This is a genomic window from Micromonospora sp. NPDC018662 (assembly GCF_044391475.1).
Lineage (GTDB): Bacteria > Actinomycetota > Actinomycetes > Mycobacteriales > Micromonosporaceae > Micromonospora.
The window spans coordinates 461,888-481,221 of the sequence record NZ_JBISAC010000001.1; the positions used below are offsets into that span (position 1 = coordinate 461,888).

A 19,334-nucleotide genomic window follows, 5' to 3' on the forward strand; every position below is an offset into this window, starting at 1 on the left:
AGCGTCACCGCCGCGGCAGCGGCGGGTCAGGAGAGGCGGGACGAGGTGACCGTCGGGGGGCGGGCGCCAAGGAAGAAGATGCCGGGGAAGCCCTTTGTCTCGAAACCCTTGCTGGGGTTGCGGCGCAGGGTGCTGCTGGTGATCGACAGGGTGCCGGTGCGGTTGTTGCTGACGAAGAAGATGGCGCCGCCGCCCTCGTTCGCGGTGTTGCGTTCGACGATCGTGCCGGCGAGCCGCACCGTGAACTCGTTGCCGTCGCAGTAGATCGCGCCGCCGCTGCCGCCGCCGGGCGTGCCGCCCCGGGCCGGGTTCGCGCCGGTGCCGACCGCCTGGTTGTCGCGGAAGACGCTGTTCAGCACCGTCCAGGAGACGCCGATGCTGCTCAGCGCCGCGCCGTTGGCGCACACCCCGCCGGTGAAGGTGCTGCCCACCACGTACACCGGTTTGTTCTCGAACTGGCTGAGCACGCGCAGCGCGCCGCCGCCCAGGTCCGGACCGGTACGGTCGCAGCGGTTGTCGACGAACCGCGAGTTGACCACCTTCACCCGGCCACCGCGGACGAAGATCGCGCCACCCCCGCCGCCCTCGGCCTTCTCGCCTGTCGAGTTGCCCCCGGTGAACGTCAGGTTCTGCACGGTGAGCTGCGGATGGTCCTGGTTCTGGCAGTGCGAGGTGGTGAAGCCCTGCGCCGGGTCGCAGGTGTTCAGGTAGAGGATCCGGCGGCTGCCGCCGCCGCTCAGGGTGACCTTGCCGCCGCCGTCCAGCACGATGCGCGGGCCGTGCGCGTTCACCACCTTGGCGGTGGCCTTCATGGTGATGGTCACCGGTGCCGGGCCGCAGTCGAACGTGATCACGCCACCGGCCGCCACCGCCTTCACCACCGCCGCCGAGGTGCAGCTCGCCGGCGTGCCGCTACCGACGGTACGGGTCGGACGCGAGGTGTCCACCGCCCGCGCCTCGGCCGGTACGGCAGCCCGCCCGGCGGGGTTGCCGGCGCGGAACGCGAGCGTGGCCGGGCTGGGGCTCGGCTTGGCGCTGCCGAAGCCGGCGCGGGCGCTCGGCGAGGCCGCCGGGGCGGCCACGTCCGGGGCGGAGGGGGCGGCGGACGGCGTGGCGGCGGCCGGGGCGGTCCCCCGGTCGGACGCGTCGTCACCACCGCACCCGGGCAGCGCGGCGGTGGCCAGGGCGAGGACGAGCAGGGAGACAGCGGACTTCACGCGCACCCGCCGATGCTAGGGGGACCGGCTGCCCCGGCACGACTCCGACGGCGATCCTTAACCTGCGGCTAAGCCGGGCGGTCAGGCGTGCGAGAGCGCGAACGCGACCAGGAAGCCGAGCACCGTGATCAGGCCGACCAGCAGGTGGGCGTCCTCGAACGCCTCCGGGACCATGGTGTCGGTGATCATGGCGAGGATCGCGCCGGCGGCGAGCGCGGTGATGGTGGCCAGCACCTCCGGCGGGGCGCCGCCGAGCAGCGTGTACCCGGCCAGCGACGCGGCGCCGGAGATCAGCGCGATGGCCGCCCAGAGCCCGAACACGTAGCGCCGGGTCCGCCCGGCCTGCCGCATGCCGGCCGCGCTGGACAGCCCCTCCGGCACGTTGCTGAGGAAGACCGCGATCACCGTGACGAAGCTGACCGGGCCGCCGGCCAGCAGGCTCGCGCCGATCACCACCGATTCCGGTACGCCGTCGAGCAGCGCGCCGACCGCTATCGCGTTACCCGAACCGGGCTGCTCCTGCTCCGAGGGCTGCTCGTCGCCGGAGCGCTTGCGGTGCCGCGCCCCGTGCCGGGCCAGCAGCACGTTCGCCCCGGTGTACGCGAGCGCGCCAGCCGCCGCGCCGATCGCCACCGGCAGCAGGCCGCCCTGCTCGTGCGCCTCCTCGATCAGCTCGAACGAGACGGCGGAGAGCAGCACGCCCGCCCCGAACGCCATCACCGAGGCGGTGGCCCAGCGGGGCACGCGTGCGAAGAACCCGACGGCCGCCCCGATCAACAGGGCGGAACCGGCCAGCAGACCCCAGAATCCCGCTTGCAACCACTCCGGCACGCGCAGGAACCTACCCGCGGCCCGGCGGCGGCAACCCGATCAGAAGTCGGCGAACAGGTACGGCAGTTCACGCGGGAAGAGTCGGCGCAGCTCGGTGGCGGCGTCCACCGGCACCTCGCCCAGCCCGCGTACCGCCACCTCGGCCGGGTCGAGCACCCCGTACGCCAGGGCGGACAGCCCGGCGGCGGTGAGCCGGGCGGTCGGCACGGTGCCCTCGGCGGCGCTGTCGACCGGCAGCACCGCCAGCTTGCCGGTGGTGCCGTCGAGCAGGTGCCGGCCGGCGAGCCAGCGGTCGCCGGCCAGCTCGACGAGCACCCGGCCGACCCCGACCGGCTGGTCGGCGAGCGCCTCCAGGCTGAGCAGCCGGGCCATCGGCGCGGTCGGGTAGGGCCGGGCCACCTGCGCGTCGACGCGTACGTCCAGGTCGGTGAGCCACAACTCGGGCAGCTCCTCGGGCGGCAGTTGGACGCTGACCCGGGCCACCTGCTCGACGTGCCGGGCGAAGAACTGGAGCAGCGACGCCCGGGCGTACGGGTCGTCGAAGAGCAGGTCGTCGGCGATCAGCGTGCCGGCGTGGTCGTCGATCCGGTAGGTCACCGCGCCGACCGTCTCGCCGTGCCGCACCACGCTGAGCAGCCAACGGTCGTCGCGCTCGCGCAGCCCGACCGCGCGGAAGTCGGGGAAGGCGGCGAAGCCGTGCCGCTCGCGCAGGCACCGGTCGGTGTAGTCGCGCCAGCGCGGGTAGCCCGCGCCGATCCGCTCCAGGACCAGCTCGTCGGGCAGCTCGGCGCGGAGCAGCGGCGCCAGGTCCGCGGGGGCGAACACCGCGGTACGCCGCCGGGGCAGCCCGACGTAGCCGAAGCGCTCGTAGAACGAGGCACGGAACGGGTGCAGCGCGCTGAGCTGGTGCCCCTCGTCCCGCATCCCGTCGAGGAGCTGGTGCATCAGCGTCCGGACGTGCCCACGCCGGCGGGCCAGCGGATGGGTGGCCACCCCGGCGACGCCGGCCATCGGCAGCACCGCGCCGCGCAGGTTCTGCCGCATCGGGATCGCCGAGGCCGCGGCGGTGGTGACGCCGTCCTCCTCGACCACCAGCGTCGTGTTCCCCACGTTGTACGGCAGGTAGGCCCGGAACTCGTCGGCCCGGGCCGGCGTCATCGGCGACGCCTCGAACGCGTACGCCTGGAGCGGGAAGCTGGTGGTCAGGCGTTCCTCGGCGGCCAGCCGGCGAATGTGCATCCGTTCATCCCAACGTGCCCGACTCGGGGTCGCAACCCGAATGCGGTCTCCGGTCAGGCGTCGGCGACGTCGGAGATGACCACTGTGACGTTGTCCGGTGCGCCGGCCTGGTGGGCCAGCTTCACCAGCTGCTCGCCGCACTGCTGCCGGTCGCCGTAGGTGGCGAGCGCGGCGGCGATGGCGGCGTCCTCCACGTAGTCGGAGAGGCCGTCGCTGCACAGCAGCAGCCGGTCGCCGGGGAAGACGGTGAGCGCCCCCACCGCCGGTGGCGCGTCCTGGCCCTGCACCGCGCGGGTGACCAGGGAACGCTGCGGGTGGTGCCGGGCCTGGTCGCGGGAGAGCGCGCCCTGGTCGACGAGCGCCTGCACGAACGTGTCGTCGCGGGTGAGCTGGGTCAGCTCGTGGTCGCGCAGCAGGTAGCAGCGGGAGTCGCCGACCTGGGCGAGGACCAGCCGGTCGCCGGCCAGCAGCGCGGCGGTCAGCGTCGTGCCCATGCCGTCGCGGGCCGGGTCCACCGTGATGGCCGCCCGGATCCGCTGGTTGGCGGTGCTGACCACGGCGCGCAGCGCGTCGGCTGCCTCCTCGGCGGCGGTGGGCGGCGTCAGCTCGTCCAGGATCCGGATGACGATCTCGCTGGCCACCTCGCCGGCCGGGAGGCCGCCCATGCCGTCGGCCACCGCCACCAGGCGGTCACCGGCGAGGGCGGAGTCCTCGTTGTTGGTCCGGACGAGGCCGACGTCGTTGAGGATGGCCGAGCGGAGGATGAGCGTCATGGGGACAAGCTTGCCAAGAAGACCGGCTCCGCGTCTCTACGCGCTGCCGGGTCGGTGGAAAGAAATGTCACCGACTTGCATTCCCGGTATCCGTCAACTGTCCTTCCCGGATGGACGCGGATAGCGCAGCAGCAGGCTCGCCCGGACCTGCTCGTCGCCCACCGCGGCGTAGCTGTGCGGGACGTCGGAGGTCCAGCGCAGGTATTCCCCCGGACCGCCGGTGAGCGGGGCGTCCACCGGGCCGGCCCGGAGCACGCCGGAGAAGACGGTCACGTGTTCGGTGACGCCGGCCTGGTGGGCGGGGGAGAGCTGCGCCGGCCCCGGGCTGACCCGCATCCGGTACAGCTCGTAGGTCGCGTCGTGGTCGTGGAACACCTCCAGCAGCGTGGCGCCGACCGCGACCCCGCGTACGGTCGGCGTCTGCTCGGGGGCCGACAGCACGGCGGTCAGCGGCACACCGAGTTGCGCGGTGATCGCGTACAGCGTCTCCAGGGTGGGGTTGCGGACGCCGTTCTCCAGGCCGGAGAGCGTGGCCTTGCCGACCCCGGCCAGCCGGGCGAGCTCGGAGAGCGAGATCCCCCGTGCCATCCGGAGGGTGCGGATCCGCGGGCCGACGTCCATGCGGCTATCGTGCTACATCATGTCGTTCCGTAAACGGAACACGGGAGGAGGCGGCGTGCCCGGTCGACTCCAACCCGTGCTGGCCGGCGTGGTGGCCGCCCTGGTCGGCTTCGCCAGTTCGTTCACCGTCGTGCTGGCCGGGCTGCGCGCGGTCGGCGCCGACCCGGCCCAGGCCGCCTCCGGCCTGCTCACGCTCTGCGTGGCCAGCGGCGCCTGCGCGGTCTGGCTCGGCCTGCGGCACCGGCTGCCGCTCGCCATCGCCTGGTCCACGCCGGGCGCGGCGCTGCTGGTCGCCACCGGGCCGGTCCCCGGCGGCTGGCCCGCCGCCGTGGGCGCCTTCCTGCTCACCGGCCTGCTGATCATCGCCGCCGGGCTGATCCCCGCGCTCGGCCGCGCGGTCGCGGCGATCCCCGGCCCGGTCGCCTCCGCCATGCTCGCCGGGGTGCTGCTGCCGCTGTGCACCGCACCGGTACGCGCGCTGGTCGAGGTGCCCCGGCTGGCCGGTCCGGTGGTGCTCGTCTGGCTGCTGCTGCACCGGTTCGCCCGCCGCTGGGCGGTGCCCGGCGCGCTCGCCGTGGCCGTGGTGGCGATCGCGCTGACCACCTCCGGTCCGGCCCGGCTGGACGTCGCCCCGGTCGTCACGCTGACCGCGCCGGCCTGGACGCTGCCCGCCGTCGTCGGGCTCGCGCTGCCGCTGTTCCTGGTCACCATGGCCGCGCAGAACGTGCCCGGCACCGCCGTGCTCGCCGGCTACGGCTACCGGGCGCCGCTGGGCTCCGCGCTGCGGGTCACCGGGATCGCCACCGCGCTCGGCGCGTCGGCCGGCGGCCATGCGGTGAACCTGGCCGCGATCACCGCCGCGCTCGCCGCCGGCCCGGACGCCCACCCCGACCCGGACCGGCGCTGGATCGCCTCGATCACCGCCGGGCTCGGTCTGGCGCTGCTCGGCCTGGGTGCCGGTGTGGCGACCACCCTGGTGCTGCTCTCCCCACCGGTGCTGGTCGAGGCGGTGGCCGGGCTCGCGCTGCTCGCCGCGTTGGCCGGCGCGGTGTCGGCGGCGGTCGCCCAGCCGGAGACCCGCGAGGCGGCCGTGGTCACGCTGGTGGTCACCGCCTCCGGGGTCAGCCTGCTCGGGATCGGCGGCGCGTTCTGGGGCCTGGTCGCCGGCTGCCTGATGCTGCTCCTCTTCCGCCGCCCGCCTGCCCCGGCTGAAGTGCCCCGCAAACGAGGCGAGGAGGACACCGCGCCTTCGCTTCCCGTCCGTTCTGTGCGGTGAACTGCTAATCTGGGAGACGCAGGAGGCCCGTCAGGGTTCCCGCAACCGCCTTAGGGCCCGCTGTCAAGCGGGCCCTTCGTGCATGGGACGACCGGTCGGGTGCCAGCACCAGGAGTGGTATCTGCGCGGCTCGACCCAGGACCACAGCCGCTGGTTGGTCGTCAACTCCCGGGCGTCCGCCCCCATGCCGCTCGCCATTCTCCGGAAGAGGAAGGTGACGAGATCTGCGGCTTGGACCAGCCGAGAGGCATACGACGGGGCGAAGTGCAGCGTATCGACGATCCTTTTGAGCCGTCGGGAACGGTAGCCGCCGGTTCCGTCGACCCGGTAGCGAGTGAGGTCGGAGCGATGGGTAGCCGGATTGTCGACCTCATCAGCGATTACCAGGGCTAGTTCGTCCCGCATCGCCGCATACCCGTCGACCCGTTCGAGGAGGTGTGAGAGCACCACCTCATGAGCTGGCCGGGTCAGTCCGTATCGCTGCACGAGACCATGACGGTCGACGCCGCGCAGAATGATCGTGACGTCGTATGTTCCGATCGCCTTGAGCGCGGCGTTGTAAACGGCGATCCGGGCACGCGGCGGCACGCCGCTCCATGCTGCGCGCCCCTGGAACAGGTCGTACCCATGAAGTTCGACGGCCCTGTCGGTGCCGTACGCCTTTGCCGCGTCCGTCATCACCTCGTCCAGGGCGGTGCTGAGCGGAATGGCCACGCTGTCCGGGACCAGAAGTGCGCCGATCCAGTACCAGCGATCGGTGTACGACTCGTCCACATAGGTCAGCAGCACCTGGCGAGCCTAGGTTGTCGCCTGCCCCGCCGCCGTTCACGACGCGCAGGTCGTGGTGGTCACTCCTCGGCGGGCAGCTCCGCGGCCGGGACGGTGAGGCGTACCGCGCCGTCGGCCACGGCCGCGATCCGGTCGGCCAGCACGTAGACCGCGCCGGAGCCGGCCGGCTCGGTGGAGACCTTGAGGTAGCCCTCGCGCAGCAGCCGGGCGGCCAGGTCGGCGGGCACGTCCGGCTCGTCGACGGCGGCCGACTCGATCAGCTCGTCCAGGCTGCTGCCCGGATCGACCGGGGCGGGCGCCTCCACGGTCACCGCGGCCGGGTCGCCGCGCTGGACGAGATCCACGGTGCCCACCTCGGCGCCGGTGGAGTCGACCACCCGCATGCCGGTGGTGATCCGGGAGACGGTCTCCTGCTGCTGGCTCATGCCGGAGCGGTTCCCGGGGCGCGCGGGCGCTAAACGGAGGGGGCCCAGCCGCCCGGCGGGCGGGGGGACAGCTCGCGCCACGTGTCGGGCCCGTCGAGCAGCGCGCGGACCGTCTCCTCCGCCTCCTCGACGCATGCGTGCTCGTAGAAGCGGGAGACACCCTCGGCGCCACCGGCGCGCTGCTCCACGTGCCAGCGGTCGCCGTCCACCCGGAGGAAGACGTCCCGCCGGGCGAGCCGGCCCCATTTCCCGTTCCACCAGTGCCTACGCTGCTCCATGGCCGGACTCTATCGAACATGTGTTCGATTCGGGTCGGCCCCCGCGGAATCTCCGCGGGGGCCGATGAGCTATGGCGTCAGCGCGGGGCCGGCGGCTCCTGCCGGCGGCCGAGCACGTCGTCCAGCGCGCCGCGCTGGGCGGGCGTGCCGTGGTTGCCGGCGAGCAGCGCGTCCCGGATCTCGGTGAGCAGCTTCACCTCTTCGCTGGGCGCGGAGGGCGGCGGCTCCTCGCCGCGCTTGCGCCGCTCGGCGAGCCGGTTCATCGGGTAGACGACCAGGAAGTAGAGCGCCGCCGCGGTGAGCACGAACGTGATCGCCGCGTTGACGAACGCCACCCAGTCGAACGGGATCTCCCGGAACTTGGGCGTCGAGCCGGTGAGCCCGTTCTTGTTCCCGGTGATCAGCACGATGAACACGCGTACCAGCGGTTCCAGGAACGACTTGGTCAGCTGCGTGACCACGCCGGTGAACGCGGCACCGATGACGACGCCGACCGCCAGGTCGACGACGTTGCCACGCATGATGAAGTCTTTGAAGCCCTTGAGCATTAGCACTCCCGTGCTGTCCGATTCTCGGTCGGCGCACACTATGCCCCGGTCGGCCCCTCGAGAAAAGCGCCGGCCTCGATCGCTGCCCGCGCCGGATCGCCGGCCCGGATCGCCTCGACCAGTCGACAGTGGTCGACGTACCGCTCGGCGGTCAGTGCCGGACCCATGGCCTGCGCGACGGTGCGGCGCAGCGCGGTGCCGACGGAGGCGTACAGCTCGGCGAGCATGGCGTTGTGCGCGGCGGCCACCACCGCCGTGTGCAGCGCGGCGTCGGCCTCCACGAACTCGTCCACCCGGCCGGAGCGCCACGCGGCCTCCCGGGCGGTGAGCGCGCCGTCGAGCGCCGCCAGGTCCTCGGGGGTACGCCGCAGCGCGGCGAGCCGGGCGGCCTCCACCTCGAACGCGCGCCGGACCTCGATCACCTCGGTCGTCCGGTCGTCGGTGAGCCGGCGGGCCACCACCGGGGCCAGCTCGTCGGTCGACACCACGTACGTGCCGGAGCCCTGCCGGCACTCCAGCACGCCGGCGTGCACCAGCGCGCGGACCGCCTCGCGGACCGTGTTCCGCCCCACGCCGAGCGCGGCCACGAGCTGGGGCTCGGTGGGGATGCGTGCGCCCACCGGCCACTCGCCGCCCAGGATGCGTGCCCGGAGCTGCTCGATGGTCCGGCGGACCCGGTGGCCGCGCGGCGGCACGACGACGGAATCCACTGCGGGTGTCACCGGTTACACCTGCTGCCGAAATTCATCCCATGATTGTAGGTTCGAGGTCATGACACCGCCAACCCCGCCCACCGCGACCGCGCCCACCACCGACGTCACCCCCGGGCCGGCGCCGGCGGGCATCCCGGACCCGCCGGCCGTCTCCCCGGCGCGCGGCGGACTGTTGGTGCTGGTCGGGATGCTGCTGGTCGCGCTGAACCTGCGGGCCGCGGTGACCAGCCTGGGCGCGCTGCTCGACGAGATCCGCGTCGGACTGGGCCTCTCCGGCGCCATGGCCGGCGTGGTCACCACGCTGCCCACCGTCGCGTTCGCCGGGCTCGGCGCGCTCACCCCGTGGCTGGTCCGCCGCTGGGCGGCGCCCCGGGTGCTGGTGCTGGCCATGGTCGCGCTCACCGCCGGGCAGGTGCTGCGCGCGGTCACCGGCTCGGCGGCCGTCTTCGTGCTCACCAGCGCGCTCGCGCTGGCCGGCATCGCGGTCGCGAACATCCTGCTGCCGATGCTGGTCAAGCAGCACTTCCCGCACCGCACCGGGCTGGTCACCGGGGCGTACACGATGGCGCTGACGGTGGGCACGACGGTGGCCGCCGCCTCCGCCGTGCCGGTGGCCCACGCCTTCGGCTCCTGGCGGGCCGGGCTCGGCGTCTGGGCCGGGCTGGCCGCGCTGGCGGTGATCCCGTGGGTGCCGCTGGCGTTGCGGGCGCGCGCCGCGCGCCGCGCCGCCGACCGGGCCGCGACCCCGACGGTCGTCGCCACCCCGGCGCGGGTGCGGCCCGGCCGGACCCGGCTCGGCTGGGCCATGGCGGTCTACTTCGGGGCGCAGTCGCTGAGCGGGTACGCGATCATGGGCTGGCTGGCCCTGCTCTTCCGGGACGCCGGCTACCGACCCGAGACGGCCGGCCTGCTGCTGGCCGGCGTGACCGCGCTGGGCGTGCCGGTGGCGCTGATGATGCCGACGCTGGCCGGCCGGCTGGCCACGCTGCGCCCGCTGGTGCTGTCGCTGACCGCGTTCTCCGCCGCCGCGTACCTCGGACTGGCGCTCGCGCCGCGCGGCCTGGCGCCGCTCTGGGTGCTGCTGCTCGCGCTCGGCCAGGGCGCGTTCCCGCTCATCCTGACCACGATCGGGTTGCGCGCCCGGACCGCCGAGGGCACCGTGGCGCTCTCCGCCTTCGCGCAGAGCACCGGGTACGTGATCGCCGCGCTCGGCCCGCTGCTGGTCGGCATCCTCTACGAGGCGACCGGCGGCTGGACCGCCCCGATCGGCTTCCTGCTGGTGGCGCTCGCCGTGCAGACGACCGCGGGCATGGTGATCGCCCGTCCCCGCTACATCGAGGACGAGCGCTGAGCGGGGTCGGTCAGGAGGAGGCCGGGGTGGGGTCACCCGCGACGGCTTCGTCCACCGTCGGGTAGGTGTGCAGCACCTCGACCAGGCCGCTGACCTCGAGGATGCGCAGCACGCCGCGCTGCGGGGCGGCCAGCCGGACCACGCCGCCGGCCTCGTCGCAGCTGTTCTTGGCGCGGACGAACACCGACAGCCCGGTCGAGTCGCAGAACGACACCTCGGCCAGGTCGAACACGAGGCGGCTGCGCCCCTTGTCGAGCAGGTCGGTGATCTGGTCCTGGAGTTGCGGCGCGGTGGCCATGTCCAGCTCGCCCGCGACCGACACCACGACCACGTCGCCGCGCTGTTCCGTGTGCACCGTCAGGGACATTCGTCGACCTCCTGTGTTCGGTGGAACGGTATCCCACTATGACCGCGCCGCGCAGAACGGGAGCCGGCACAGGTGCTGTCGATCATTTCTTTGTCCCGTGGCAAGTAGTGCGGCAACCCCCGGTGATAGAGTCCGCCCGTCCAGATCTGGGAGGTCAACGTGGCATTGAGCGCAGCACAGGGCGGTCGGCTCGCCGAGCTGCTGAGTCGACACGCAGACCGGTTGACCAACCGCTGGATCGAGATCGTCGCCGGTTCGTTGCGCGGCCGGCTGAGCCGGGCCGAGCTGGCCCGTCAGGTGCAGGAGCTGCACCGGGCCGTGGCCGACGCCGGCCGACAGGGCATCGGTGACCTGGCCGACGAGCACGGCGGAGAGCTGCGGGCGGTGCTCGCCGAGATCTCCACCAGCCGGGCCCGCCAGGGCTTCAGCGCCACCGAGACCGCGATCAGCGTGTTCGCGATCAAGGACGCCCTGCTGGAGCTGATGGAGCAGGAGCAGGGTGACAGCACCCTGCGCGACTTCGTCGCCTTCTCCGCGTTGATCGACCAGATGGGGCTGTTCACCTTCGAGACGTTCGTCCGGGCCCGGGAGAGCCTCATCGCCGACCAGGCGGAGCAGTTGCTGGAACTCTCCACGCCGGTGGTCAAGCTCTGGGAGGGCGTGGTCGCCGTCCCGCTGGTCGGCACGCTCGACTCGGCCCGTGCCCAGGTGGTGATGGAGCGCCTGCTCCAGACGCTCGTCGACACCGGGTCGCCCTACGCGATCATCGACATCACCGGCGTGCCGGCGGTGGACACCCAGGTCGCCCAGCACATCCTCAAGACCGTGGTGGCCGCCCGGCTGATGGGCGCCGACTGCATCATCTCCGGCATCCGGCCGCAGATCGCCCAGACGATCGTCGCGCTGGGCATCGAGTTCGGCGACATCGCCACCAAGGCGAGCCTGGCCGACGCGCTGCGGCACGTGCTGCGCCTGACCGGGGTCGAGACCAGCGCCCGCCGCGCCCGCCGGGAGGCGTGATGGAGCGGGTGCCGATCCTCAAGATCGGCGACATCCTGCTGGTCTCCATCCAGGTCGACATGTCCGACCAGACGGCGATCCAGCTCCAGGAGGACCTGGCCGAGCGGATCGTCGCCACCGGCTGCCACGGCGTCATCATCGACATCACGGCGCTGGACATCGTCGACTCCTTCGTCGGCCGGATGCTCTCCACCATCGCGTCCATCTCGAAGGTGCTGGACGCCGAGACGGTGGTGGTCGGGATGCGTCCCGCCGTCGCCATCACGCTGGTCGAGCTGGGGCTGTCGCTCAACGGCATCCGGACCGCGTTGAACGTCGAGCGGGGCATGGAGCTGATCGCGGCGAGCCGTGCCGACGACTGGGACGCGGCGCTCGTCGACGACGAGGACACCGAGACGACGGCGACGCCATGACCGCGGGCGTCGACCTGGGGGTGCCGGCGACGCAGGCGATCCGCAGCGACGAGGACGTGGTGCGGGTCCGGCAACTGGTGCGTACCACCGCGGTCGCGGTCCGGCTCTCCCTGGTCGACCAGACCAAGCTGGTCACCGCCGCCAGCGAACTGGCCCGCAACACGCTGATCTACGGCGGCGGGGGCAGCGCCGAGGTGACCACCGTCTCCGACGGCCGCCGGCGCGGCGTCCGCATCGTCTTCGCCGACCAGGGTCCGGGCATCCCCGACCTCGACCTGGCCCTCACCGACGGCTACACCACCGGCGGCGGGCTGGGCCTCGGCCTCAGCGGTGCCCGCCGGCTCGTCGACGACTTCGACATCCGAACCGCCGTCGGCGAGGGCACGGAGATCACCATCACCAAGTGGTCACGATGAACACCGACGTGGTCCCCGACCACGGCGTGTGGTTCCGGGTCGACAACGGGGCGACCGCCGGCGGCGTACGCCGGGCGGCCGAGCGGCTCGGTCGGCAGCTCGAACTGAGCGCGCCGCGCGTCGCGGACCTGGCCATCGTCACCGCCGAGATCACCAGCAACCTGGTCAAGCACGCCCGCGAGGGCACCCTGCTGATGCGTCCCGCGCGCCGGGACGGGCGGGCCGGGGTGGAGCTGGTGGCCATCGACTCCGGCCCGGGCATGGCCGACCTCACGGTCTCCTCGGCCGACGGGCACTCCACGGTGGGCACGCTCGGCATCGGCCTCGGTGCGATCGCCCGGCAGTCGAGCCGGTTCGACGGCTACTCGCGGCCCGGCCGCGGCACGGTCCTGACGGTCCAGCTCTGGGACGGGCCGCCACCGGCGCCGGACTGGGCCGGCGGGCTGGCCCGGCCGATCACCGGCGAACAGGACAGCGGCGACGGGTACGCGGTGCGGATGGTCGACGGCCGGCGGCAGGTGCTGGTCTGCGACGGGCTGGGGCACGGCCCGCTGGCCGCCGCCGCCACCGGCGCCGCGGTCGCCGCGTTCCGCTCGGCCCCGGCCGGCCCGCCGGACACCGTGGTCCGGCACCTGCACGCCGCCATCTCGCACACCCGTGGCGCGGCGCTCGCGGTGGCCGAACCCGATTCCGGGACCGGGCAACTGCGCTACGCCGGCCTGGGCAACATCGCCGCCATGATCGTGGCCATCGGCGAGCGGCGGCGCGGCCTGGTGTCGCTGCCGGGCATCGCCGGGCACCAGCGCCCCACGGTCCGCGGGTACGACTACCCGTTCCCGCCCGGGGCGACGCTGGTGATGCACAGCGACGGCGTGGTGGACCGCTGGGACCTGGACGACTATCCCGGGCTGGCCGGTCGACCGCCGCTGCTGGCCGCCGCCGCGCTGCTCCGCGACGCCGGGATCCGCCGTGACGACGCCTGCGTCCTGGTCGCCCGGGGGACCCCATGACCGAACCGCTCCTGCACCTGGCCCTCCGGGTCGAGCAGGACATCTTCCTGGTCCGGCAGCGCGGCCGGGAGGTGGCCGCGGCGATCGGGCTGGAACACCAGGACCAGGTCCGGATCGCCACCGCGCTCAGCGAGGTGGCGCGGGAGTTGCTGCACGGCGTGGCCGGGGCCGACGTCACGTTCGCCGTCGACCGGGACGCCACGGCCGGCCGGACGGAGCTGCGGGTGGACCTGTCACCGGTCCGCCCGTTCCCCGGCGGCCGGTACGAGCCGCGGTCCGGCGCGGTCGCGCGTCTGGTGGACTCGTTGCGGGTGATGTCGGTCGAGGGCGTTACCGTCGTGAGGATGTCCCGACGAGTACCGGACCACGCCGCGGAGCTGACGCCGGAACGCGCCGCCCAGCTCCGCGCCGAGCTGGCCGGGCGCGCTCCGGTCTCCGCGCTGGACGAGTTGACCGCGCAGAACGCCCAGCTCATCGCCGCGCTCGACGAGGTGCGTTCGCAGCGGGACGAGCTGGCGGTGCTCAACGCCGAGCTGCAGGAGACCAACCAGGGCGTGATGGCGCTCTACAACCAGCTCACCGAGGAGCTGGAGGAGACCAACCGCGGCGTGGTGGCGCTCTACGCCGAGCTGGACGAGAAGTCCGCCCAGTTGCGGGCCGCCAGCGAGTCGAAGAGCCGGTTCCTGGCCAACGTCAGTCACGAGCTGCGTGCCCCGGTCACCGCGATCATCGGCCTGGGGCGGCTGCTGGCCGACTCCGCGTCCGATCCGCTGACCGGCGAGCAGGCCCGCCAGGTGGGGCTGATCAGGTCGTCCGCGGGCGACCTGCTGGCGCTGGTGAACGAGCTGCTGGATCTGGCGAAGGCCGAGTCGGGCCGGATCGAGCCGGACTGGTCCGAGGTCGACCTGCGCGCCGTGTTCGGGCAGTTGCGCGGCACGCTGCGGGCGTTGGCCACCCGACCCGAGGTGGAGCTGGTGGTCGAGGAGCCGCCGGCCCTGGCGACGGTCCGCTCGGACGAGGTGCTGCTCGCCCAGGTGCTGCGTAACCTGCTGCACAACGGCCTGAAGTTCACCGAGCGGGGTGAGGTGCGGCTGCGTGCCGAGCGCCGCGACGAGGTGTGGTCGCTCGCGGTCACGGACACCGGCGTCGGCATCCCGCCCGAGCTGCACGAACGGATCTTCGAGGAGTTCTACCAGGTGCCGGGCACGACCCGGGTCGGCGGCACCGGCCTCGGCCTGCCGTACGCCCGGCGGTTGGTCGCCCTGCTCGGTGGCACGCTGGAGCTGACCAGCGAAGCGGGCCGGGGCAGCACGTTCACCGTGGTCCTGCCCGTGGGCGGAGTGTGACGGTGGACGGCGGGCCGGCGACGGTGCTGGTGGTCGACGACAGCGGCCCGAAGCGATACCTGCTGGTGAACTGGCTCACCCGGGCCGGCTTCGTCACCGTCGAGGCCGAGAACGGCACGGCGGCGCTGGAGCGGGTGGCCCGGGAGCCGGTCGATCTGGTGGTGCTGGACGTCCGGCTGCCGGACATGAGCGGCTTCGAGGTCTGCGAGCGGATCAAGGAGGCGCACCCCTCCGTCCCGGTCGTCCACGTCTCCGCGCACGCGGTGGACGTGGTCGACCGGGCGCAGGGGCTCACCCGGGGCGCGGACGCCTACCTGGCCGAGCCGATCGAGCCGGAGGAACTGGTCGCCACCGCGCACGCGGTGCTGCGTTACTACCAGGCCCGGCGGCGGGCCGAGCAGCTCGCCGAGCGGTTGGCCGCGTTGGCCGACGCCACGGTGGAGATGCACGCGGCGCCGAACTTCGTCCGGCTGCTGGAGGCCGCCGCGTCGGGCGCCGCCCGGGTCTTCCGTTCGCCGGCGGCGGTGGTCGCCGAGACGTTCGACGGGGACTGCCTGGCCGGGGTGGCCGCCGACCCGCACACGCCGGCCGGGATCGTGCCGTGGGTGGTGGACGACACGGGCGTGCCGATCGGCACCCGGGTGTGGGTGGACCAGCCGGGAAACTGGCCGCTGGCCGACTGGCCGGAGGGTGACACGGTGACCGTGGCCGCCTCCCGGCTGCGGGAGGACCGGGCCCCGCTCTACGTGGTGGTGCCGACGTCCACCCAGACCGTGCGGACGCCGGTGCTGGTGCAGCTCGCGCAGGCCGTCGCGTCGGCGGTGGAGGCGCAGCGATCGTTCGACGAGGAGCACCGCATCGCGGTGACGCTCCAGCGCAGCCTGCTGCCCCGGCGACTGCCCGAGGTGGCCGGTCTGGACCTGGCCGTCCGCTACGAGCCGGCGAGCGCGCAGACCGAGGTGGGCGGGGACTTCTACGAGCTGGTGATGCTCGACGGGCACCTGCTGGTGGCGATCGGCGACGTGGCCGGGCACTCGTTGCACGCCGCCACCGTGATGGCCGAGCTGCGGCACGCGGTCCGGGCGTACGCGGTCGAGGGGCACCAGCCGGGCATGATCCTGGACCGGGTCAACGAGCTGATGCGGACGCTGCTGCCGACCGAGCTGGCCACCATCTGCGTGCTGCTGCTCCACCCGGGCACCGGGCTGATCCGGATGGCCAGCGCCGGGCACCTGCCCCCGCTGCTGAGCCGCGACGGTCGGGTCGAGTTCGTCTCGCAGTCCGCGGCGCTGCTCGGCGTGCGCGCGCCCCGCCCGCCCGACCTGGAGTTCGTGCTGCCGGCCGGGGCCACGCTCGTCCTCTACACCGACGGGCTGATCGAGCGCCGGGACGCCACCATCGACGACGGCATGGCCGCGCTCGGTGTGGTGGCCACCCGGGTGGACGACGACCTCGACCAGTTCTGCCAGCGGCTGCTGATCGAGCTGGCTCCGCCGGAGATCCACGACGACGTCGCCGTGGTGGCGGTCCGCCGTCGCTGACAGGCGGCACTCACCCACAGTAGTTGCTCGCGATCGTCACTGAACGTGCCCGCCAGCTCGGGGTGATGGGCGTGGGCTTGCGCCCCTTTGCTCTGCAGCCATCGGCGCAGCACGGCCTTGAGCAGGTGTTGTGAGTCGACCAACGCGAAGGTGATCGGGCCGGCGTTGTCACCCTCCGTGCGCGATGCGTCAGTGGCTGCAGAGCAAAGGCGGTCCGAGGTGTCCTCGGTGGTGCCAGTCGCAGTCACCCAGCGCAACATCTTCGGCGGGCACGCCGCGCCGCGCCCGCCACGCGCGGCCGCGTCGGCGGATCAGCCACCGCGCGTCGGCCAGCGATCGGGCGTACGCGGCGGGCGAGACGCCGGCGACGGCGGTGAACTCGCGGACCAGGTGCGCCTGGTCGGCGTACCCCAGCTCGGCGGCGACCCGCGACCAGTCCAGCGGCCCGGTGGTGGCCTGTTCGATCGCCTCCTGGAGCCGGTACCGCCGGATCACCCACTTCGGACCGACGCCGACGTGGTCCAGGAACAGCCGTTGGAGCCGGCGGGTGGAGACGGCGTGCCGCCGGGCGAAGTCGGCGACGCGCAGGACGCCCCGGTCGGTGCGGATCTCCTCGACCAGCGCGGTGGCCTCGGCGGCGGCCGGCACCGGCACCGGCGCCCACGCGGTCAGCAGCTCGTCCAGGCGGCCGCACCGCTCGTCGTCGTCGCCCCGGCAGACCGGCCCGGCGGAGGCGGGCCGGCCGACGCCGGACGTACCGTGGGAGCAGCTGGCCTGGTTCGCGGTGGGCGGGATGGCGGCGGTGCTGCTCACCGTCGTGATCGGCCTGCTCTTCCTGCGCGCCGCCACGTCCGTGGAGGAGCTGCGCACCACCTGAGCCGGCGGGCTCAGCGGCCGAGCAGGCCGGCCGAGCCGGCGACGGCCAGGCCGACCACGGTCGAGCAGCAGCAGACCACCAGTGCGGCGGCGACCACCACGAGGATCAACCAGGTCGGCCCGCGTCGCGCCGCCGGTCGGCCCCCGCCCGACATCACGCCCGGCCGAGGCGGTCCAGCGTCCAGGCGTTGACGAATGCCTCCTCGCGCCAGGCGTCGTACCGGCCGCTGGGCCCGCCGTGGCCGGCGCCCATCTCCGTCTTCAGCAGGTAGTCGCCCTGCGGGGCCAGCGCACGCAGCCGGGCGATCCACTTGGCCGGCTCGTGGTAGAGCACCCGGGTGTCGTTCAGGCTGGTCACCGCCAGGATCGCCGGATAGTCGGCCGCTGTGACGTTCTCGTACGGGGTGTACGACTTCATGTATGCGTAGACCTCGGGGTCGTCCAGCGGGTTGCCCCACTCCTCCCACTCGGTGACCGTCAGCGGCAGCGACGGGTCCAGGATCGAGGTGAGCGCGTCCACGAACGGCACCTGCGCGACGATCCCGGCGAACGCGTCCGGGGCCAGGTTGGCCACCGCGCCCATCAGCAGGCCACCGGCCGAGGCGCCCCGGGCCACCAGCCGGTCGCTGGCCGTCCACCCGGCCTTGACCAGGTGCCGGGCGCAGGCCACGAAGTCGGTGAACGTGTTCTTCTTGGCCAGCAGCTTGCCCTCGTCGTACCAGCGACGGCCCAGCTCGCCGCCGCCGCGGATGTGCGCGACCGCGAAGATGACGCCCCGGTCGAGCAGGCTCAGCCGGGCGATCGAGAACCACGGGTCCATGCTGGCCTCGTACGACCCGTAGCCGTAGATGACCGCCGGTGCGGAGCCGTCCCGCGGGGTGTCCCGGCGGCAGACCAGCGAGATCGGCACCCGGGTGCCGTCGTCGGCCAGCGCCCAGTCGCGGTGCTGCTCGTAGTCGGCCGGGTCGTACGCCCGCCCGTCCGGGCCGGGCCGCACCGGCTTGCGCCGCAGCAGCGTCAGATCGCGGGTGGTCAGGTCGTAGTCGTAGACCGAGTCGGGGGTGACCAGCGAGGTGTAGCGCAGCCGTACCGAGCCGGTGCGGTATTCCGGGTTCGCGTCCAGCCCGACGCTGTAGATCGGCTCCGGGAAGTCGATGTCCCAGCTGTCGTCGCTGCCGACCGGCAGCACCCGCAGCCCGGTGAGCCCGTTGCCCCGCAGCGAGACCACCAGGTGGTTCTCGAACGCGTCGACCGATTCCAGCCGGGTGCCCGGCGTGTGCGGGATCAGCGGCGTCCAGTCGCCCGGCGCGTCGGCCGAGGTGTACGCCAGCGCGAAGTCCTCCGCGCCGTCGTTGTGCAGGATCAGGAAGCGGTGGCCGTGGTGCTCGACCGCGTACTCGACGCCCTGGCGTCGCGGGGCCACGATCGCCGGCTCGCCGGTCGGGTTCGCCGCCGGGATGACCCGGACCTCACTGGTGATCTTGCTGTGGATGTCGATGACCACGAAGCGCTCGGAGCGGGTCAGCTCGACGCCCACCCAGAACCGCTCGTCGTCCTCCTGGTGGACCACCACGTCCTCGCCCGAACCGGTGCCCACGGTGTGCCGCCACACCCGGTTCGGCCGCCACGCGTCGTCCACTGTGACGTAGAACAGCGTGGAGGCGTCGCCGGACCACGCCGTGCCGTAGAACGTGTCGGGCACCTCGTCGGGCAGCAGCTCGCCGGTGGCCAGATCCTTGATCCGCAGCGTGAACCGCTCGTCGCCGGAGAAGTCGGTGGAGAAGGCCAGCCAGCGACCGTCCGGGCTCACGTCGAACGCGCCGAGCGAGAAGAAGTCGTGCCCCTCGGCGAGCTGGTTGCCGTCGAGCAGCACCTCCTCGCCGTCGAGCGGGGCGCCGTCCGCGCTGACCGGGGGCGTGGTCTCGCCCGGGCGGACCGCGCGCCGGCAGTGCACGCCGTACTGCTGCCCCTCGACGGTGCGGGTGTAGTACCAGTGGCCGTCCTTGCGGGTCGGCACCGACAGGTCGGTCTCCTGGGTGCGCCGACGCGTCTCCTCGAACAGCTCGGCCCGCAGCTCGGCCAGGTGCGCGGTGCGCGCCTCGGTGTAGGCGTTCTCGGCGTCCAGGTAGGCGATCGTCTCCGGGTCGTCCTTGGTGGCGAGCCAGGCGTACTCGTCGACGACGGTGTCACCGTGGTGGGTCCGCTCGGCCGGAACGCGCTTCGCCGTGGGCTGTGGGGTCGTGGTCACGGCGCCACGTTACCGGTCGACGGGCCGCCGCCGGGG

Annotated in this window: 21 protein-coding genes; 8 read left to right on the top strand and 13 right to left on the bottom strand. The window is 73.4% G+C overall.

What is annotated here, in order from left to right; genetic code table 11:
- Positions 1 to 26 precede the first annotated feature (26 nt).
- From ACH495_RS02270 to ACH495_RS02290, 5 genes are all read right to left on the bottom strand, one after another.
- Entirely contained in the window at positions 27 to 1,223 is a 1,197-nt protein-coding gene (locus ACH495_RS02270; RefSeq protein ID WP_396855940.1) for a hypothetical protein, read from the bottom strand.
- A 75-nt stretch (positions 1,224 to 1,298) separates the two neighbouring features.
- Positions 1,299 to 2,048, bottom strand: a complete 750-nt coding sequence (locus ACH495_RS02275; RefSeq protein ID WP_396855941.1) for a ZIP family metal transporter — start codon at positions 2,046 to 2,048, stop codon at positions 1,299 to 1,301.
- A gap of 39 nt (positions 2,049 to 2,087) precedes the next feature.
- On the bottom strand, positions 2,088 to 3,287 hold the full coding sequence (eis, locus tag ACH495_RS02280; RefSeq protein ID WP_396855942.1) for an enhanced intracellular survival protein Eis: 1,200 nt from the start codon (positions 3,285 to 3,287) through the stop codon (positions 2,088 to 2,090).
- A gap of 53 nt (positions 3,288 to 3,340) precedes the next feature.
- Positions 3,341 to 4,060: a PP2C family protein-serine/threonine phosphatase gene (locus ACH495_RS02285; protein WP_396855943.1), complete on the bottom strand. Its 720-nt coding sequence runs from the start codon at positions 4,058 to 4,060 to the stop codon at positions 3,341 to 3,343.
- A 93-nt stretch (positions 4,061 to 4,153) separates the two neighbouring features.
- Positions 4,154 to 4,681: a helix-turn-helix domain-containing protein gene (locus ACH495_RS02290; RefSeq protein ID WP_396855944.1), complete on the bottom strand. Its 528-nt coding sequence runs from the start codon at positions 4,679 to 4,681 to the stop codon at positions 4,154 to 4,156.
- A gap of 19 nt (positions 4,682 to 4,700) precedes the next feature.
- On the opposite strand from ACH495_RS02290, the gene ACH495_RS02295 reads away from it, so the two are divergent.
- Complete coding sequence (locus tag ACH495_RS02295; protein WP_396855945.1) at positions 4,701 to 5,957, top strand: benzoate/H(+) symporter BenE family transporter; 1,257 nt, start codon at positions 4,701 to 4,703, stop codon at positions 5,955 to 5,957.
- Positions 5,958 to 6,020: 63 nt separating this feature from the next.
- Here ACH495_RS02295 and ACH495_RS02300 read toward each other — a convergent pair whose 3' ends face one another.
- The 5 genes from ACH495_RS02300 to ACH495_RS02320 form a co-directional block, all read right to left on the bottom strand.
- Positions 6,021 to 6,746, bottom strand: coding sequence for a DUF3800 domain-containing protein (locus ACH495_RS02300; RefSeq protein ID WP_396855946.1), 726 nt, complete (start codon positions 6,744 to 6,746; stop codon positions 6,021 to 6,023).
- Positions 6,747 to 6,805: 59 nt separating this feature from the next.
- Positions 6,806 to 7,171, bottom strand: coding sequence for a hypothetical protein (locus ACH495_RS02305; protein ID WP_396855947.1), 366 nt, complete (start codon positions 7,169 to 7,171; stop codon positions 6,806 to 6,808).
- Between the two features lie 29 nt (positions 7,172 to 7,200).
- Positions 7,201 to 7,449 (bottom strand): hypothetical protein, encoded by a 249-nt coding sequence (locus ACH495_RS02310; RefSeq protein WP_396855948.1) that lies wholly within the window; start codon positions 7,447 to 7,449, stop codon positions 7,201 to 7,203.
- Positions 7,450 to 7,526: 77 nt separating this feature from the next.
- The gene (mscL, locus tag ACH495_RS02315) at positions 7,527 to 7,997 is read right to left on the bottom strand and encodes a large conductance mechanosensitive channel protein MscL (RefSeq protein ID WP_396855949.1); all 471 of its coding nucleotides are present in this window, start codon (positions 7,995 to 7,997) and stop codon (positions 7,527 to 7,529) included.
- Positions 7,998 to 8,035: 38 nt separating this feature from the next.
- Complete coding sequence (locus ACH495_RS02320) at positions 8,036 to 8,719, bottom strand: FadR/GntR family transcriptional regulator (protein WP_396855950.1); 684 nt, start codon at positions 8,717 to 8,719, stop codon at positions 8,036 to 8,038.
- Positions 8,720 to 8,768: 49 nt separating this feature from the next.
- On the opposite strand from ACH495_RS02320, the gene ACH495_RS02325 reads away from it, so the two are divergent.
- Positions 8,769 to 10,061 carry an MFS transporter gene (locus tag ACH495_RS02325; protein WP_396855951.1) on the top strand — a complete coding sequence of 431 codons (1,293 nt, stop codon included), beginning with the start codon at positions 8,769 to 8,771 and terminating at the stop codon, positions 10,059 to 10,061.
- A gap of 10 nt (positions 10,062 to 10,071) precedes the next feature.
- On the opposite strand, the gene ACH495_RS02330 is transcribed toward ACH495_RS02325, so the two are convergent.
- Entirely contained in the window at positions 10,072 to 10,428 is a 357-nt protein-coding gene (locus tag ACH495_RS02330) for an STAS domain-containing protein (protein WP_067310147.1), read from the bottom strand.
- 159 nt (positions 10,429 to 10,587) lie between these two features.
- On the opposite strand from ACH495_RS02330, the gene ACH495_RS02335 reads away from it, so the two are divergent.
- The 6 genes from ACH495_RS02335 to ACH495_RS02360 are packed head-to-tail and all read left to right on the top strand — an operon-like array spanning position 10,588 to position 16,174.
- Positions 10,588 to 11,448: an STAS domain-containing protein gene (locus tag ACH495_RS02335; protein WP_396855952.1), complete on the top strand. Its 861-nt coding sequence runs from the start codon at positions 10,588 to 10,590 to the stop codon at positions 11,446 to 11,448.
- Positions 11,448 to 11,861 (top strand): STAS domain-containing protein, encoded by a 414-nt coding sequence (locus ACH495_RS02340; RefSeq protein WP_281943728.1) that lies wholly within the window; start codon positions 11,448 to 11,450, stop codon positions 11,859 to 11,861. Before ACH495_RS02335 ends, ACH495_RS02340 begins: the two co-directional genes overlap by 1 nt.
- Entirely contained in the window at positions 11,858 to 12,277 is a 420-nt protein-coding gene (locus ACH495_RS02345; RefSeq protein ID WP_396855953.1) for an ATP-binding protein, read from the top strand. Before ACH495_RS02340 ends, ACH495_RS02345 begins: the two co-directional genes overlap by 4 nt.
- Entirely contained in the window at positions 12,274 to 13,287 is a 1,014-nt protein-coding gene (locus tag ACH495_RS02350; RefSeq protein ID WP_396856502.1) for a SpoIIE family protein phosphatase, read from the top strand. The genes ACH495_RS02345 and ACH495_RS02350 overlap by 4 nt, the downstream gene beginning before the upstream one ends.
- Complete coding sequence (locus tag ACH495_RS02355; protein ID WP_396855954.1) at positions 13,284 to 14,633, top strand: sensor histidine kinase; 1,350 nt, start codon at positions 13,284 to 13,286, stop codon at positions 14,631 to 14,633. The genes ACH495_RS02350 and ACH495_RS02355 overlap by 4 nt, the downstream gene beginning before the upstream one ends.
- A gap of 2 nt (positions 14,634 to 14,635) precedes the next feature.
- Positions 14,636 to 16,174, top strand: coding sequence for a SpoIIE family protein phosphatase (locus tag ACH495_RS02360; RefSeq protein ID WP_396855955.1), 1,539 nt, complete (start codon positions 14,636 to 14,638; stop codon positions 16,172 to 16,174).
- Positions 16,175 to 16,363: 189 nt separating this feature from the next.
- Here the strand turns inward: ACH495_RS02360 and ACH495_RS02365 are convergent, their stop codons facing one another.
- Positions 16,364 to 16,987, bottom strand: a complete 624-nt coding sequence (locus tag ACH495_RS02365; protein WP_396855956.1) for a helix-turn-helix domain-containing protein — start codon at positions 16,985 to 16,987, stop codon at positions 16,364 to 16,366.
- Between the two features lie 217 nt (positions 16,988 to 17,204).
- Positions 17,205 to 19,298: a S9 family peptidase gene (locus ACH495_RS02370; protein ID WP_396855957.1), complete on the bottom strand. Its 2,094-nt coding sequence runs from the start codon at positions 19,296 to 19,298 to the stop codon at positions 17,205 to 17,207.
- Between the last annotated feature and the right edge of the window lie 36 nt (positions 19,299 to 19,334).